Raw genomic sequence first — 18,367 nt, forward strand, 5'->3', positions numbered from 1 at the left:
CACGGACTGGGAAATACATTAGTTAATGGTGCTTATATGGAAATCGAAGTGGCAAAAGGTAAAACATCAATGAAAACGAAATTCATATAATGGCGAACGGACTTTCATTTCAATACGCCGCATAATCTGTTATTCTTAAAGCAAAGCTCTAAACGGAAGGATGATTGAAATGGCTGGACCAGCACTTAAGCAACTACACTCCCACCGCGCAATTCATGAAGGCGGACTTTCAGGGGCAGTTAGTAAGACAGAGGGTATGATGGAATTTCTTCAACAGGGTGATCTTGCGTTGGCGAACCAGGCGGCTGATGATTTAATTGAATACTGGAAGACACGTGTTATCAGTCACGCGGATGCCGAAGAACAAGGGTTTTACGGAGAAGTTGCCGAACGGAATCCTGATCTGAAGGAAACTGTTGTTCAATTGACACGAGACCATGATTTGCTACGGATTATCGTGAAGGATATTGAACAACTGCGTGAGGACGAAAATCTGAGTCCTGCTGTACTTCATAGGTTTCATGCATTAATCGTCGTCAATGAAATACATAGCCGCGATGAAGAACGCATGCTTTTTGAAAACTAATACTACTTTAAGCGCCATTAACCGGTGCTTTTTTCTTTGATATATAGTTAGGAGATGGTCCAAATCGAAAAAGCTTTATCGATATTGACAACATATTTTGGGTATCCTTCTTTTAGGACAGGTCAGGAGCAAGTTATCCGGGGCGTTATGAGCTATCAGGATACACTTTGTGTTATGCCGACGGGGGGCGGGAAGTCTGTCTGTTACCAAGTGCCCGCACTCGTGATGGATGGCACCGTTCTTGTTATTTCACCACTTATTTCACTGATGAAAGACCAAGTCGATGCACTCCACCAAGTAGGGATTCCCGCAGCGTATATCAATAGTTCACTTTCATCAGAGGAATACTTTGAAACAATGGAGAGAGCCGTGTTGGGCGAGTATCAGCTTCTTTACGTCGCCCCTGAACGTCTTGACTCACCGTCTTTCAAAAATCAGTTGCGGCGGATGACAATTCCGATGGTCGCTATTGACGAAGCACATTGTATTTCGCAATGGGGTCACGATTTTCGTCCAAGTTACCGCAATATAAGCAGTATTGTTTCTCTATTTGATAAAAAGCCGGTTCTCCTTGCACTAACAGCTACTGCCACACCAGCTGTCCGGGAAGATATTTGCCGTCAGCTTGGAATTAGTGAAAATAATACGGTTATGACAGGATTTGAGCGGGCAAACCTCACTTTTTCGGTCGTCAAAGGGCAAGACCGTGAAAAATTTGTAAAAGAATACGTCCGTAAAAATGAAGGAGAAGCGGGCATTATTTACGCTGCTACACGAAAAGCGGTTGATCATGTGCACGACATTCTTCAAAAAAGTGGAGTGTCTGTTGCGAAATATCATGCTGGACTTGGAGATATTGAACGTCAGTCTGGACAAGACCGTTTTTTGAATGATGAGGCGTCAGTCATGGTTGCGACAAATGCATTCGGCATGGGAATTGATAAATCCAATATCCGCTATGTTATTCATTACCAGATGCCGAAAAATATGGAGAGCTATTATCAGGAGGCAGGGCGTGCAGGACGTGATGGGCTTGACAGTGCTTGTACTGTGCTATTTTCATCACAGGATGTACAAACCCAGCGTTTCTTGATTGATCAATCACAAGACCCAAGCAGAATTCCGGCAGAGCTTGAAAAATTGCAGTCAATGATTGACTATTGCCATACAGAAACATGCCTTCAGAAATTCATTATTTTGTATTTCGGAGAGACAGATGTGAAGGACTGCGGTCGCTGTGCAAATTGTACCGACACACGTGAAAGTACGGATGTGACTGAAGACGTTCAAAAAGTATTGTCATGTGTCATTCGAATGGGACAACGGTTTGGCAAGGCGATGATTGCACAAGTATTAACAGGATCTCGGAACAAGAAGGTGATTGAATTCGGTTTCGATAAATTAACGACATACGGTTTAATGAAAGGGCGTAGCGCAAAAGATATATCTGATTTCATCGAGTTCATCATTTCAGAAAGTTATCTTGGCGTGGAGAATGGGCAGTTTCCAACCATTTACGTCAGTGAACAAGGGAAAGATGTGCTGACAGGTAAAGTGACAGTCAATCGAAAAGTGACTGTTATTACAATGCAAGTTGCGAATGATGATCCACTATTCGACCAGCTTCGTGCACTACGTATGAAACTGGCTCAAGAAGCGGGTGTACCGCCGTTCGTCGTCTTTTCAGATAAAACGTTGCGTGATATGGCGGCAAGAATGCCTGTTACAAATGATGATTTCCTCGAAGTAAATGGTGTTGGTCTTGCGAAATTGGAAAGATACGGGGAAGCTTTCATGGAAGAAATCAAGACTTTTCAAATGCAAAACGCATAAAAACCATCCGGACAATGAACAGTCCGGATGGTTTTTTGTTATCAAATTATCTATTATCAACTTTTTCCGGATACATATCGTGATTCATCATCCGGTGTTCCGCCATTTGTACATATTTTGTTTCGGGTTTGCCATAGTTGCAATAAGGATCGATTGACAAGCCGCCACGCGGCGTAAATTTCCCCCATACTTCGATATAACGCGGTTCAATTAGTTTGATTATGTCATTCATAATAATATTGACGCAGTCTTCATGAAAGTCGCCATGATTTCGGAAACTGAATAGATATAATTTGAGTGCTTTACTCTCCACAAGTTTTTTATCCGGCACAAAACTGATATACATCGTCGCGAAATCGGGTTGCCCTGTCATCGGACAAAGTGATGTAAACTCCGGACAGTTGAATTTAACAAAGTAATCGCGATCCACATGCATATTGTCGACAGCCTCTAAAACATCGGGGTTGTACTCGTACACGTATTTCGTGTTTTGATTGCCGAGCAAAGTTAAGTCGGTCAATGTTGCTTCATCTCTTCCAGCCAATTAAAAAAACCTCCCGTATATTTTGTCAGGGAGGTCCATAGGCGCCGGGAAAACGGCCATATCGAATGCACATGGCGTAAATTCCGTCATCCATAGTTTTTTATAGAGGGTCGCTATGAACCTCTCCCGAACAGGGTATTCATTTCGTATCTGACATTATAGGACGTGCGATGATTTGTCAATAGATCCTTTTTTCTTCAAGCCAATCAAGGCATATAAAGCGACAGCGAGGAGGATGAATCCTGTCAGCATGAAAGCGCCTCGGTACTCCAAGTCCAAGAATCCAATCAAGCTTGAACCTGCAACGACACCAATCGAGAAGAACGCGTAAAAGTAACCATATGCTTTCCCGCGAAATTCAGGAGATGAAGAATCGATTAGCAGCGAGTTGATGGATGGGAAGAGGAAAGCGAATCCAGCCCCATAAATACACATTGCAATATATAAGTAATTCAATTCCTCAACTTGACTCAGGAACAGCATACTTAATCCCATAAGTGTTATTCCGAATGCAAGTGTCACAACTGGCCGTACACGGTCAAAAACTCGATTGATTGGCAATAAGAAGATGAGAATAGCGACGACGCCAAATGTGCTTAGTAACAACCCCGTTGTTTTGGTATCAAATCCAAGTGATTCAACTTTTAGCGGCAACACAAGGGCAAGTACACCTTGTGAGAACATTAAGAAGAATGCTCCCGCGAATGCTCTGACCATCCCCGGATGTTGGAAAAGATATCTGACACGGAAACTGTCAGCTCCTTTTGAAGGCTGTTTTCGTACATATGTAAACGATCGGAGAACAAAGAATGCAAGTATTGCCAGTAGCATCATGATGCCGCCGTTGACCGCCATAATGAAAGGTGTACTTGTTTTAGCTGCCACAATACCACCATAAGCTGGACCGATAATCGCTGCCAATCCAACGAATGCACCTGAAATTGCAACACTTTTACCTCGTTTAGATTCTTCTGCACGATTTGCCAGGAAAGTGAACGCAGCTGGTACAATTAGCCCTTCCATAAAACCATGGACAAAGCGGACACCGAGCAATGACATTGGTCCATCAACAAACGCGTAGAGGAAGAGAGAGAGTGCCGAAGCAAATAGTCCAAGTACGAGTATGAAAAAAGGTCCTCTTTTGTCAGTCATGAAACCGGAAATGACATTCCCGATAGTATTTGAAAATGAATACATACCAACTGCAAGTCCAACTAAAAATGGTGTAGCACCAAGAGATAATGCAAATGGGCTCATGACAGGCAGTTGCGAAAATAAATCAAAAAACGAGAAGAAAACGATGAGGTAAACAAAACCACGCATAATGAAGCCTCTTTTCAATTAATAGATAACATCCTACCCTATACTTTAGCATTATTTGGACCTAAGGGGAAAAGGAGAGATTGTGAACAAAACATATTCTTTAGCAATTAATGAAAGATAACGATAAGATTAATGAAATATATGAATGGGTAAAGGGGGAAACGGTGAGTGGGCTTTTTTACAAACTTATTTAAAAAACAAGATGATAGCGAAATTGTAAATGAAATTGAAAAGCGATATATTTTCGTTCAACTAGACTTGGAACATTATTCCGAACCGTTTTTTGCGAGGGATTTAGTAAACATGCCCTCTCCCGATTTGAAACAACCTGAATATAGGGGCGTTCACAAATCATTTGCTGCAGGAGTGTCATTAATCCCGCATCTTAAAGCAGATACTTCTATCGAATTGTTCATTCTAACGGATTATTTCGATGTGGAGGAAATCATCAAAGCGGGTATTGCTGTGAAACATGTGCAATCTTCTGTTGATAGGATAATGATGGAAGCAATTATTTGGAAGCGTAACGGTCAGGTGGAAACAATTCCATTTTTGCTGAATCTCCGTCTTGAAGACGAGAGCTCCCGATTGGCTGCAGCATTAATCAGTATTCAAAAAGAGATACCATTCTATTTTGGGCAGATTGTGAATGAAGTGTTCACAATAGAAAAGCAACTGCTTGTGAACATGCCCGAAGCGGTCCAAGAAGATATGCAAAACACTTTCGCAGAGCTGTATAGTGATGAACCCAGCAAATTCGGACCTTTTGTCGGCCTAGAAAGCGTATCAGATCGAGAAATGACGACTGGAGGATGGGTCATGCATTTTGATAATGAGAAGCTAAAGGAAGAGGAATCAGACTTGACTTTGATGAAAATTAAAATTCTAAGCTCAGCTTTTGATAAAATTAGTCGTCTAGGTGTCAAAGGTCGGTTTACAGGATGGATTGCAGAAAATGTGGCAGATTCAATCGGAACGGGTTCATACGGTGAGACGACGACGCTTATTTTTACATCATCGGAACCGATGCATGGTAATGAAAAATTGCATAGTGAAATTATGAAATATATGAAGTCGTTAAAAGGGTTTATTCGCGAGGAAGGCGGCTATCCCTTAAAATACGAGGGCCTTCCTGTGCTAAGACAAAATGGCGGTGGCTATGGGTTTGTTGCCATTGATGAAGTTTTTTTTACGAAAGCGGACGAGTTATATAGAAAAATGACCAATAAAGAGATAAACTTATACTATAAATTGCTGAAATTGAATGCAACAGATTGAAAGGGGAAATACGACGATGACAATTAGAGTCGGAATTGCAGGTTACGGAAATTTGGGACGCGGTGTTGAGTCTGCAATCAATCAGAATAAAGATATGGAACTGGTTGGTGTGTTTACAAGGAGAAATCCGGAAGATGTGAAATTACTGAATGGCAATGTATCCGTACATATGATGGATGACATCCATAAATTTACTGATGCAATCGATGTACTCATCCTTTGCGGCGGATCGAAAAATGATTTACCAGAGCAAGGCCCGGCACTATCAGCTTTATTCAACACGGTGGATAGCTTTGATACACATGCGAAAATTCCGGGTTATTTTGAAGCTGTAGATGCATCGGCTAAACCTAACGGTAAGATTGCCATCATTTCAGTCGGCTGGGATCCAGGTTTGTTCTCCATCAATCGTTTGTACGGCGAAGCAGTTTTATCGGAAGGTGCTACTTACACGTTCTGGGGCAAAGGATTGAGCCAAGGACATTCCGATGCGCTTAGAAGAATTGAAGGCGTAAAAGGTGCTGTCCAATATACAATTCCTGTTCCGGACGCAGTTGACAAAGTGCGTAGCGGTTCGTTACCAGAATTGACTACGCGTGAGAAGCATACCCGCGAATGTTATGTAGTCTTAGCAGATGGCGTTGACGGCAACAAAGTGAAAGAAACGATTGTCACGATGCCTGACTACTTTACAGATTACGATACGACAGTGACTTTTATTACTGAAGAAGAATTGAAACAGGATCACTCTGCGATGCCACACGGCGGTTTCGTGATTCGCAGCGGTAAGACAGGAGAAGACAGCGCACAAGTGATGGAGTATTCCTTGAAACTCGACAGCAACCCTGAATTCACATCAAGCGTGCTTGTTGCGTACGCACGCGCAGCTTATAGGTTGCATCAGAACGGTGAGACGGGTGCGAAAACAGTCTTCGACATTGCGCCTGGATTGCTTTCTCCAAAAAGTGCTGCAGATTTACGGAAAGAATTGCTGTAATTGTACTTGGAAATAGAAATGCATATTGCTTTTTGAATAAACAACGGCAGCGTTACCTCTATAGTTGAGGTAACGCTGTTTTTATGGAGATGTTTTGTTTATTACTATATATTCGGCACTACTTATTTGTAGTTAACAAGGTGGTATATCTTGCAGGGTATAACGAACAAATCTAGCGACTAAGTTTTTTTGGAAGAACATTCCACTTGTTGAGTGCCGACTATATAGTGATTTCAATCAACTCTCTACTTTATTTGATTCTCAATCCTAAATGTTTTGATAATAGTGCACTTTTCGCATATACTACTCATGTACGATTTATTTAGGAGGTCGAAGGAATTGACGAAATTAGATGAAACGTTAGTAATGCTGAAAGAACTTACAGACGCAAAAGGGATTCCTGGTAACGAACGTGAACCCCGTGAAGTTATGAGAAAGTACATAGAGCCATTTGTAGATAATATTGAACAGGATGGTCTCGGTTCATTAATCGCGAAGAAAACTGGCGATGAGAATGGACCCAAAATCATGCTAGCGGGACATCTTGATGAAGTTGGATTCATGATTTCTAAAATTGACGATAAAGGTTTCCTATCATTTCAAACAGTAGGCGGCTGGTGGTCACAAGTGATGCTTGCACAGCGCGTGACAATCGTTACACGCAAAGGGGACACAGTTACAGGTGTTATTGGATCGAAACCACCGCATATCTTATCGCCTGAAGCGCGTAAAAAACCGGTCGATATTAAAGATATGTTCATTGACGTTGGTGCAACTTCGAAAGAAGAAGCAATGAAGTGGGGCATTCTACCTGGAGATATGGTTGTACCGTATTTCGAATTCACAGTGATGAATAATGAAAAATACCTTCTTGCAAAAGCGTGGGACAACCGTATCGGCTGTGCAATTGCGATTGACGTAATGAAAGCGCTTAAAGATGAAAAACATCCAAATATCGTTTTCGGAGTGGGGGCTGCACAAGAAGAAATAGGTCTTCGTGGTGCGCGCACAGCGGCAACGAAAATTCAGCCGGACATCGGATTTGCAGTTGATGTAGGAATCGCTGGCGACACGCCAGGTGTTACGTCCAAAGAAGCTACTGGTAAAATGGGCGATGGTCCACAAATTCTATTATTCGATGCTTCAATGGTATCGCATAAAGGGTTGCGTGAACTTGTTGTTGACACAGCTGAAGAGAATAGCATTCCTTATCAGTTTGAAACGATTCCAGGCGGAGGAACAGATGCAGGTTCAATTCATCTGTCAGGCAATGGCGTACCATCACTTGCAATCTGTATTCCAACACGTTATATTCACTCTCATGCAGGTATCCTGCACCGCGACGATTATGAAAATACAGTGAAACTGATTGTCGCAGTCATTAAGAAATTAGACCGTGACACGGTGAATAAGATTACATTTGAATAAGCTGCGGAAAGAACATCGGAAAGAACTAAGAGGAAATATCATTGTTTTGCCTTCTAACTAAAATGTTAGGAGGCTTTTTGCGTTGGTCAGACCAAAAAAATATATCAATATTGATATTGATACGAGGATTTTAGCAATTCAAGCTCAAAAGGAAGAAGAGCCAATTTCAGAGGAACAAAGCATTTTAGATAAATTGTATATGCCCATTGTAAATGAAAAGAGTATTAAGAACATTACTATTCACCATGCAATGCTCGTACTCAATCAGCAAATGAAGTTGAATGGTTTACGCAAGCGAACAATTGACGATTATAATTACCAGTTTAAACGGTTTGCTGAATTGGTAAAGGTAGAGTATTTACATGAAATCAATGTAGATAAGATTTACGAGTACTTATCGCTCCTTGGTGATATTAAAGACATTTCCAAGCTCAACCGCTTAAAGACGCTTACGGCGGTTTTAGGGCGTTGTTATGACAATGGGTGGATTAAGGTGAAGTATTGGAAAAATATCAAAATCAAAGTAAATAAGACGATTAAGAAGCCCTCTGAGGAAAATGATTTGAGTATTTTACTATCACTGCTAGACAAGACAACATACTCAGGATTTCGAGATAGTGTTGCAGTATTACTGCTCTACAAGACAGGGATTCGTATTACAACCTTAGGCTTATTAGAAGAAAAGCATATAGATTTTAATAATCAAGTGCTTTATTTGACAGGAGATATTATGAAAAGCCACAGAGCCTTGAAATTACCTTTAGATGACGATATGTGTTCGCTACTTCAACAATTAATTGAAGTAAATTCAGAAATGCGCAGGGAGTATCAGAATAAGAATACTAATATCTTTTTAACAAGCACTGCGACGCCGATTAAAGACACGGTTTCACCATCAAATTTAATTGCGAAAAATTTATGGAAGTATAGTAAACGCTATGGGTTAAAGAATATCAATGCACATAGTATTAGACGCTTGTATGCGCAAAATTTAATAAAGAGAGGTGCAAATATTAATCTTGTTTCACATGCTCTTGGTCATGATAGCCTTCAAACAACAAGTAGATATTTGTATTTAGACGAGGAAACAGTTGCAGAGAACTTACGTGACTATCTTTAGACAAAAAAGAAGAATGGTTGTTGCAGTAACTAGTCTTTACACGCTTTTTAGTAGTATGGGAATACAACTGAATAGAGCGATTAATATGCTTTTGTTTTTTCTTCAAAAAAGTGGATTTGCAAAGTATAGCTTCCTATTGTCTTTTTTTATGCAGGTTGAGGGTATAGCTCTTTGGTAGTTGTTTAAAATCAATCAAATAAATTTGAACGTAGCTAAATGTAATAATTAAGTCTAGGACACCTCTAGGGGCTTCCTTGTCGGTTCTTGGGATTGAATGATATGAGTTAGGCGGTCTGAGTGGAACGGGTTGTGTAGGAGACACTACATGCTGTCTGAGTCCCTCGTAGCTAGTGGGATGAACATTGATGCTATGTGACAGAACGTAGAGCGATAATGCAAATGATGGATTCATGTTGTGATGGCTGACTATGTCTTTGACTCAAGATTACTTGTGTCTTTGATGTAGGCAGTTATTTTTTCAATGCTAATACTAATACTAATGCAGCAATTTGATATGTCAGTTTATAACTTCTATATAAAAGACAATGCGCCGCCACTCAAATTATTTATGTCACAGCGAATATATTAAATTAAATGCTTATGAAGGGTATTTAGCGGAGAAGCACACTTTAAAAGAACAAGATTATTGTGGATGTGCGGGATAGTTATAACCAATTCGAAACGTTCATTGTCACAGAAACCCCAATAGCTATACAGTCCCCGCATTCTGTTAATTAATACAGCGTATGAAAGTGAATTAAATGCTCTTAAAACACCTTAATTGAGATGTTTCTTACGTACGTGGGATAGGGGGGGCAATTCACAATCAAATAGTTCAAGCTTCCAAGGGCTTCTCTGCAACATGGGAAGTCTTTATTTCTATGTAAAATAGTGAGCAAGGATTTTGAACTAGAATGAGCAAAATCTTGGAAGGACTACAAATGAAAAGAGTTTTTGGAGGGCATATTACTATTTAAATGATATATTCGCCTAAAAACTATGATGCAATCCTAGTACATGAGAAACCTTAAGAATATTTAACCTTGATTAGGGAGAACTAAAAAAACTACTATCAATAAATTGATAGTAGTTTTTTATCGTAAGATATGAACTTGACAAAATTAGCGATTAATGGTATATTTATAGAACTCTCACTTCTTGACTGTGGACAAAATTGTATTACCTTACCTTTATTGTACAGGGTGTGAAATCCTTTGTCAACAGATTAGCGAGAAAGGGAGAAAAAATTTAAGGAGAATCATTATTATGAACCAACAGAAGTTTTATTGTAGCAAGAGAAATCATTATGTTAAGAGAGAGGAATATTATCATCAAGGGGAAATTTGTAAAGAATGTAGAAGTGATATAAACAGAAGTAAAATTGACGACTATACAGGAATTGAATTAGCGGAGTATTTATTACATAGGTCTTGTATAAGGGTACTAGAGAGAGTAAGAAGTGATAAAAAAGAAGCGTATAAAGGAGTTAAGTGTGACTGGAAAAAGCCTGTAAAAATGAAGGAAGCCTTAATGAATAATACAGAGTTTTGGAGTAATTGGGTAGAACTAAGCGAAATATACAATGAAGGTAGGAGATTACCAAATTCACGACCAACTATAGACCGCATAGAATCAAATATTGAAAAAGGCGGTCATTATACAATGGGAAATATTCAAGTATTATCTCATGGAGAAAACTCAATCAAAGCTAATTCTATAAAGTGCAAAGTGGTATTTATCAAGGGTTTAAATGTTGTGAGAATAACAGATTACGAATCTACGAAGGATGTTATGAAAGAATTGAGTATTCCTGCATATAGCACTATAAATCTCTTTAAGGATAGTGGGAAGATACTTAGCGTAGGTAATGGTTACTCTATACTTATACAAACTCCTAATGGCATGTTGGAAAAACAGGATTCCCCACTTTATAAAGGTATTGTTACTAAGCAGAAAATACTTGTAGATTACGATACAGGAAAGGAATACATAATAAGTAATAATCAATATAGCTTTGATAGTTATGGTATTTGGATTGATGGAAGCCAATTGATTACAGCATGAATTTAATGCTTGATAACATGAGAATGTCAAAATCAAAGTTAAAGTTAGAATAAATAAATTCAATTTACTGAAGGTTAAAGGGGTGTTCCAAGAACATCAAATATAAAACATAAAATTATTGAAAATATATAATGCAAATAATTAAACATATATGGAATTACCTCTTTACTCTTTTTAAGAGAAAAGAGGAACAATATGGTTAATAAAGACAAGGATATAATAGAAAAAATAAGTGAGCTGTTTATTTTGGCAAGGTATCAGTATTTGATTCTATCTGAACTTGGTAATTATCAAACATTTAACATATATAAAAATAAAAAGGTATATCCACTAAATGATTATGTAATACAGAGGCATTTAGAAGGAACAGCAACGGTAGGTGTTTTTTCTTCTAATAATCATACGAAATTTATATGTTTTGATGTTGATGCTGAAGACGAGGATAAAGCTAAATGGACTGTTTATCGTTTAGTTAATTGTTTAATAGAAATTGGGATTCCAGATGATGATATACATATCTCCTTAAGCGGGAATAAAGGCTATCACGTAGAATTGTATTTCAATAACCCAATCAAAAATGGAGATGCTTATGAATTATACCTATTAGTAATGAATGCAGGAGACTTGGCGAACATTGACTATGGACAAGTAGAATATAGACCTAACGCAATGAAGCAAGGTGTAAAAATTCCATTAGGTATTAATTTTAAAAATAAGCGTAAACTTCGTTGTTGGTATGTAAATTATGACAAAGGATTAAAGCCTATTCGGAGTAAGAAATATATTCTAAAGATTAAACAAATGGATGTTGGAATTATATACAATATCTTAGAACGTGAACGTGATGTGCTTGAAGAAGTAGAAGTAAGAGAGGTTGAAGAAGTAAGAGGATTTATTGAAAGCAAGTATACACCCTTAAAAATATATAGAGAAAACATAGGTGAAAAAGAAACGATTGAAGCAATTGAGAAATTGTTACATACAGGATTAACTACAACAGGCATGAGACATAATTCATTGTATAAATTAGGTAAATATTTCCGTTTTCAAGGCTTAACAAATGAAGAATGTTACCAGGCGTTAGTTGAATGGATGGGCGAGCAAGATACAAGGAACTATACAACTAAATGGGACGATGGAATTAAAGATATACAATCAATCGTCAAGTACATATATGAAAATGAGATAAGTTTAACGATAGAAGAAAAGGATTTATTTGTTACATATGAGGAAATGAGACAGATATTGCAATTGAAAAGTAAAAATGAAAAACTGTTGACCTATTGCTTACTCATACATAGTAAAAGATATGCAATGAAGAATGGAAATTTTTATATGACATATATGCAAATGAGCGATGCAAGTGGTTTAGTTGAAAAAACGACAAGAAATCTAATAAATAAACTTGAACATAGTGGTATTTTGGAAATTATCGAACGTAATCGCAAAGTAAAGGATGAGAATGGCAAGGTTATTAAAAAAGAAAAAAAGCCAAACATTTATAATATGAATATTGAGTATGAAAAAGAAGAGGATGCTTCATTCAGAGTAGTATACAGTGGTTTGAATTATACTGATTCATTTAATTCTTGTATTTTGCACTTCTATGATAAAAAGACTTTAAAGAGTATGCTACCTAGAAGACATTATGAGAGTCTTGTTAAGCTAATTAGCTAATATGGTATTGCTAATGCAACCGTATATATTAATAACCTATTATAGGTAAAAGCGTACAAGTGAAATCTTTGAATAGCCTTAAGTATGAGTTTAAATAAAATACAAATATTCATATGGATTGAAACGTAATGCTAATCAAGGTTTACACAAGCATAGACTACATAAGTGAGAGGGCGTTCGCCAATGCCTTCTTACTCTTCATGATAGGAAAGTTACATTTTGTTTTTATGACTATGACATTTCATATCAGTTTCTCTTAGAATCATTGGTTTTATTGCTTGGTAATATTGCTCTAGTGATTCTATTTAGTTATATGGCATTGCTAATGCAACCGTCTATATTAATAACCTATTATAGGTAAAAACGTACAAGAGAAATCTTTGATTAGCCTTAAAAATAATTCTAAATATAAAACATTGCTTTGGTAAGAATAGACTAATTATTAAATGAAATGGGAGGATTTAAATGGTAGGTATTCCAAAATTAGAATTACAAAAAGTTGTTAAAAAGTGTGATGAATTAAATATTACCTATGTTCATCATGGAAGAAAAGAGTTTAATGGCAAAGTGAAATGGGTTATCAGATATAGATGTGAAATTCATGGAGAAACTGAAACCTCTTGGGATTCAATGAGGAATTCAAAAGGGTGTAAATATTGTAGTTATAAACACACAGGTGAAAGAAATAAGCTTAATATAGAGCAAGCGAGAGAAGAGTTTTCTAAGAGAGGATATGAACTACTAGAAACAGAATACAGAAGTGCAAAAACAAAAATGAAATACAAATGCCCTCATCATCCAGATAAAGATTTGTCTATCCATCTGAATAATCTAAAAAGTGGTTATGGTTGTCCATACTGTGCTGGAGTTGTTAAGTACACGTATGAAGAAGTTAGAGAAGAATTTGAAAAAAGAGGTTTCATATTAAATGATGATAAATATGTTAATAACATAACACCCCTTAGATATGTATGTCATATACACCCAGATAAAGAACAAAAAATGTATCTAACTAATTTACTTAGGGGGCAGGGGTGTTATTATTGCGGAAGAGAATCTTCTGCAGAAAAGAATAGAACTGATTTTGAAGAGATTAAAAGAGCCTTTGAAGAAAAGGACTATATTTTACTAGAAAAAGAATTTATAAACAGCTTAACTCCCATGCGATATATATGCCCTCATCATTCAGATAGGGAAAATTATATTACATATGCGAAAATCAAGTCTGGTCAAGGGTGCAATGATTGTGGTAATGAGAAAATAGGCAATATTTTCAGGAAAACACAAGAGCAATTTGAAGAGAGTATTGATAATTTGGTCGGAGATGAATATAAAGTTATAAGTAAATATATTAACAATAATACTCATATTAAAATAATTCATAATGTCTGTGGATATGAGTATGCAGTATTGCCGAACAACTTTTTGGGTGGTAGGAGATGTCCAAAATGTAGAGAAAGTAAGGGGGAAAAAAGAATATCTACTTTTCTAGATGGTAATCATCATATAACATATGAAAGGCAGTTTAGATTTCCAGATTGTAAAAACCAAGCACAGCTTCCTTTTGATTTTGCAGTTTTTAAAAATAAGAAACTATCATTTCTCATAGAATATCAAGGGATTCAACATTTTAAACCTATCGCTTATTTTGGTGGTGAAGAAGGATATAAGTATATAAAAAGAAATGACGAGATTAAACGTAATTATTGTATAGATAATAAATTGAAGCTTTTAGAGATACATTATTTAAATTTCAATAGTATTGAAGATATATTAAAAAAAGAATTATTAGAGTGACCTACCAAAGAAAGAGATGTTGTTTTTAGAATTTGTATAAACTGAATAAGTATTAAAAACTCTATGGTATAGATGTTCATTTAGCCTGTGTATTCTCATTCCAAGTAGGGTAAACGTAATGCTAACAGAATTTAAACACAAAGTAAAAAGTTTAAAACCCCATTTTATGGGGTTTTTATTTGTATAAATGAATGATTTTATCTCAAATAAGATTTGATGACATTAGATAACGAGAAAGTGATAGGATTAGTTTGGAAGAAGAGGTTATAATAGATACAATATTAGTACTAAAGTTTTTGTTTAAAAAAAGGAGTGTTCGTTAAATGGAGGTAAAAATTTCGGTTTTAGCTATACAATCCTTAAAAGAAGCACTTTGCAACGTATATTGGTATAAAAATGATTTGAAAAGTTTTCTAATCAATTGTATATCTAATCGCTCAATTATTAATAATGCCGATTGGAAGAATGATATTAAAAGACAAATTGTTTCGGATGTTATTGATGAGTTAATGAAAGAGCAAGAGAAGAACTTGGGGGATATTAGGAGATTGCTATATGCAGTGTCTCAAATGGATAATTTCCGACATCTAGAACAACTTGAAGATGGTAGAAAAAAAGTTGCAAAAGCAAGGATGTCTGTAAATGATTTAAGAGTATTGATTGAAAACCATGATGAAAAAATAAAAAAAGAAAAGGGAATTATTGATTCACGCTTAAAAAATCAAGAAATAATTAGAGCAAAACAAGCAATATTAACACGTTTAGATGAAATAAATAGTAGATATTCAAAATTAGTTATATCTAAAGAATTTCAAAATAGAGGGTTCGAACTTGAAAAGGTTTTATATGACATATTTGATTTGTTTGATTTAGACCCAAAGGCGTCATTTAGAAATGTTGGTGAGCAGATAGATGGTGCTTTTAGTCTTGAGGGTACAGATTATTTATTTGAGGCAAAGTGGCAAAGTTTTTCTGTAAATGCTTCAGATTTGGATGCTTTTTCTGGAAAGATTGGTAGGAAGTTAGATAATACTTTAGGATTATTTCTTTCGATAAATGGCTTTTCAAAAGATGCAGTCAAGATATATTCATCTGGAAGAAGTTCAATATTATTGATGGATGGTATGGATTTATTAGCCGTTTTGGAAAATCAAATTGATATTGTTTCTTTAATAGTAAGAAAGAGACGTCATGCTTCCCAAACAGGAAATATATTTCTTCCAGTAAGTAAAATGTTAAACTAAATATGTCCATATAGACTGAAATATGTTTACATAAAGAAACAAAACTGATAGATTTATAATGAGACCCCTATTCTGGTTTTTTTAACAGAAGATTCCTATTTTGACGTGGGAATGTGGCTAATTAACAAGGATGTACATATCCTTTAAAGTTTGGTGGTTTGATTAACTACCCTTCGGTCTTTTTTAAGATGATAATGTAAATGATTTAGGGGTCTCAATTTAGATATGGGCGTGAATTTATTGAATGAAGAAATGATTAGAAGATTATCAGATAAAATATGGATAACTCGAAAATGCAGAATTAACTCATCAGAGAGACTTATTTCAACAAATCGAATAGCTAAATTTTCAATAAACTATTTTACATTAGTAGTTTTAAGTATTTCTATTTGGACGCTTTATTCTAATGTTGACAGTAATCAACTCTCATTTATTACTGTAATTGCCTCATTGTTTTTATTTGCTGGAACAATTGGTGTAAATTCACTAAATTATAAGGAACGAATAGTTAACTTGAAGTCTTGTTATATTAAGTTAGACGAGTTAATAGGTGATTTAGAGATTCTGAAGAATGATTTACCCCAATTACACAGGGATATAGTTAGAGGAAGGTTTGAAATTATAAGAAGTAGTTATCAAAAAATACTTGATGAAGTAGAAAATCATAATGCGTATGATTATCTAAAATTTCAAGTTAGTCAGAAAGATTTTAAAAAAAAGACTGATTATGTTAAATATGCTTTTCGTTATGTTAAATATACTTTATATAATTTAGGATATATTTTGATTATATTAATTTTGACTTTATTCCCATTCTATAAGCCCATAATTAATTTATTTAGAGGTTGGATTAAATGAGTGCATATAAAATATTTAATCGATTATATAAACTAAAGAGTATTAGAAAAATTTATGAAGAAAAAATTAAATTAAAACCTTCAACGGGAATTGACGGTGTTAATGACGTATCATTTGAAAAAAATATGGATTTATATTTAGACATTATACATAGGAAAGTGAATAATAATACATACAATTTTGTACCTTACAAGGAAAAGTTAATAAACAAAGGAAGAGGTAAATACCCAAGAATTATATCAATACCTTCACTTAGAGATAAATTAACTCTGACTATTCTTCATACCTTGTTATCAAAAGTATATATCAAGGAAATTAATAATGAAATTGTTCAAACAGTGATTTTTAAAATGAAAAAATCAATAAATAATCCCAATTATAATTACTTTATTAAAATAGATATAGAGAAATTTTATGATAATATTTCACATGAATTAATACTTAAAAAACTAAATAAAAAAATCAGAAAAAAAGAAATAATTAATCTTGTAACAAAAGCAATTAGAACACCGACTATTACTTCATATACTCAAAAACCTTATCCTTTTAATAATCTGGGTGTTCCACAAGGTTTATCAATATCAAACATTTTAGCAAACATATATATGAACCAATTAGATTATGAATATTCTCAGCAGAATAAATGTGGATATTTTAGGTATGTAGATGACATTCTAATTATCTGTAATGATAAAGATAAAAATATGATAGAACTAAACTTAATAAATGAAATAAAAAAATTGAATTTAAGTATAAACACCGATAAAAATAAGTATGGTTATTTACATGAGGAATTTACTTTTTTGGGTTATAGATTTAATAATAAAAAAACTGGTGTAAGGCAGGAGAATGTATATAAGTTAGAAAAGTCATTAATAGAAGTGTTCACGAAATATAAATATTCAAATTACACTAGATCAAGTGAGTTCGTTTGGAGTTTAAACCTAAAAATAACAGGAGGAATAATAGATGAAAAAAAGTATGGATGGGTATTTTTCTATTCTCAAATTGATGATATAGAAACTCTATATAAATTAGATAGTTTTATATTAAAGCTTTTTAAACGTTTCAATATAAAAAATATTAGTCCTAAAACAATAAAGTCCTTTGTGAAGACTCATCATGAAATCCTTTATAAAAGGTCTACAAGTAAATATATACCGAATTTCGATAAATATACCATTAATCAAAAAAAGGATTTTTTGATTAATGTTGTAAGTCTAAAAAATATAAATAAATTAAACGATGAAGCGATTGATAAAAAATTTAGAAGTTATGTCTTTAAAACAATAAAGAAATTAGAAAAAGATATTCAACATATTTCATAAAATAAATTAATTGTTAAACGTTCTCTTGCAAAAAAGAGAACGTTTTTTAATTACCGTTTGACCATTACTGTATAAATAGTTACAAATATGGTAACAAATCGTTAATGGAGGAACAGGCACATGAGAAAGAACTTGATGATATTAAGTTGAAGCGGAAGGAATCGCAATCGCTAAAGAAAAAGGTAAATACAAAGGTCGTAAGACTAAGTTGGTTGAAGGTGGAGAGGAAGAAGTAAGACGAAATGCAATTCTTGAAGCATACCCAAATGGCACTTCAATAGCAGACATAA

At 35.2% G+C, this 18,367-nt stretch carries 14 protein-coding genes and 1 riboswitch; of the genes, 12 read left to right on the plus strand and 2 right to left on the minus strand.

The genetic code is table 11. The features are described 5' to 3' along the window. Window positions 1–169: 169 nt before the first annotated feature. Together ACGLYD_RS04915 and recQ are read left to right on the plus strand one after the other, a co-directional pair. Window positions 170–586, plus strand: coding sequence for a hemerythrin domain-containing protein (locus ACGLYD_RS04915; RefSeq protein ID WP_067207765.1), 417 nt, complete (start codon window positions 170–172; stop codon window positions 584–586). A gap of 54 nt (window positions 587–640) precedes the next feature. Next, window positions 641–2,419: a DNA helicase RecQ gene (gene recQ, locus ACGLYD_RS04920; RefSeq protein WP_067207768.1), complete on the plus strand. Its 1,779-nt coding sequence runs from the start codon at window positions 641–643 to the stop codon at window positions 2,417–2,419. A gap of 46 nt (window positions 2,420–2,465) precedes the next feature. Here recQ and queF read toward each other — a convergent pair whose 3' ends face one another. Together queF and ACGLYD_RS04930 are read right to left on the minus strand one after the other, a co-directional pair. Next, window positions 2,466–2,963, minus strand: a complete 498-nt coding sequence (gene queF / locus ACGLYD_RS04925) for a preQ(1) synthase (protein WP_067207771.1) — start codon at window positions 2,961–2,963, stop codon at window positions 2,466–2,468. A gap of 86 nt (window positions 2,964–3,049) precedes the next feature. Then, window positions 3,050–3,093: riboswitch (PreQ1 riboswitch) on the minus strand. 26 nt (window positions 3,094–3,119) lie between these two features. Further along, the gene (locus ACGLYD_RS04930) at window positions 3,120–4,286 is read right to left on the minus strand and encodes an MFS transporter (RefSeq protein WP_067207773.1); all 1,167 of its coding nucleotides are present in this window, start codon (window positions 4,284–4,286) and stop codon (window positions 3,120–3,122) included. A gap of 168 nt (window positions 4,287–4,454) precedes the next feature. Here ACGLYD_RS04930 and ACGLYD_RS04935 point away from each other — a divergent pair, with 168 nt between their 5' ends. From ACGLYD_RS04935 to ACGLYD_RS04980, 10 genes are all read left to right on the plus strand, one after another. After that, a complete protein-coding gene (locus tag ACGLYD_RS04935) occupies window positions 4,455–5,564 on the plus strand; it encodes a hypothetical protein (protein WP_399631663.1) in 1,110 nt (369 codons plus the stop codon). Window positions 5,565–5,580: 16 nt separating this feature from the next. Further along, on the plus strand, window positions 5,581–6,561 hold the full coding sequence (locus tag ACGLYD_RS04940) for a diaminopimelate dehydrogenase (protein WP_067207779.1): 981 nt from the start codon (window positions 5,581–5,583) through the stop codon (window positions 6,559–6,561). 339 nt (window positions 6,562–6,900) lie between these two features. Beyond that, window positions 6,901–7,989 (plus strand): M42 family metallopeptidase, encoded by a 1,089-nt coding sequence (locus tag ACGLYD_RS04945; RefSeq protein ID WP_067207781.1) that lies wholly within the window; start codon window positions 6,901–6,903, stop codon window positions 7,987–7,989. Window positions 7,990–8,071: 82 nt separating this feature from the next. Then, complete coding sequence (locus ACGLYD_RS04950) at window positions 8,072–9,109, plus strand: tyrosine-type recombinase/integrase (RefSeq protein WP_399631668.1); 1,038 nt, start codon at window positions 8,072–8,074, stop codon at window positions 9,107–9,109. A gap of 1,266 nt (window positions 9,110–10,375) precedes the next feature. Continuing rightward, window positions 10,376–11,173: a hypothetical protein gene (locus ACGLYD_RS04955; RefSeq protein WP_399631671.1), complete on the plus strand. Its 798-nt coding sequence runs from the start codon at window positions 10,376–10,378 to the stop codon at window positions 11,171–11,173. Between the two features lie 195 nt (window positions 11,174–11,368). Continuing rightward, window positions 11,369–12,850 carry a TOTE conflict system archaeo-eukaryotic primase domain-containing protein gene (locus ACGLYD_RS04960; RefSeq protein ID WP_399631672.1) on the plus strand — a complete coding sequence of 494 codons (1,482 nt, stop codon included), beginning with the start codon at window positions 11,369–11,371 and terminating at the stop codon, window positions 12,848–12,850. Between the two features lie 465 nt (window positions 12,851–13,315). Further along, window positions 13,316–14,647, plus strand: a complete 1,332-nt coding sequence (locus ACGLYD_RS04965; RefSeq protein WP_399631675.1) for a DUF723 domain-containing protein — start codon at window positions 13,316–13,318, stop codon at window positions 14,645–14,647. Window positions 14,648–14,970: 323 nt separating this feature from the next. Then, window positions 14,971–15,891, plus strand: coding sequence for a hypothetical protein (locus tag ACGLYD_RS04970; protein WP_399631678.1), 921 nt, complete (start codon window positions 14,971–14,973; stop codon window positions 15,889–15,891). A 225-nt stretch (window positions 15,892–16,116) separates the two neighbouring features. Then, on the plus strand, window positions 16,117–16,749 hold the full coding sequence (locus tag ACGLYD_RS04975; protein ID WP_399631681.1) for an SLATT domain-containing protein: 633 nt from the start codon (window positions 16,117–16,119) through the stop codon (window positions 16,747–16,749). Beyond that, window positions 16,746–18,077, plus strand: coding sequence for a reverse transcriptase domain-containing protein (locus tag ACGLYD_RS04980; RefSeq protein WP_399631683.1), 1,332 nt, complete (start codon window positions 16,746–16,748; stop codon window positions 18,075–18,077). The genes ACGLYD_RS04975 and ACGLYD_RS04980 overlap by 4 nt, the downstream gene beginning before the upstream one ends. Window positions 18,078–18,367: the final 290 nt, after the last annotated feature.

This window comes from Sporosarcina sp. SG10008 (assembly GCF_044569405.1).
GTDB classification, from domain to species: Bacteria; Bacillota; Bacilli; order Bacillales_A; family Planococcaceae; genus Sporosarcina; species Sporosarcina psychrophila.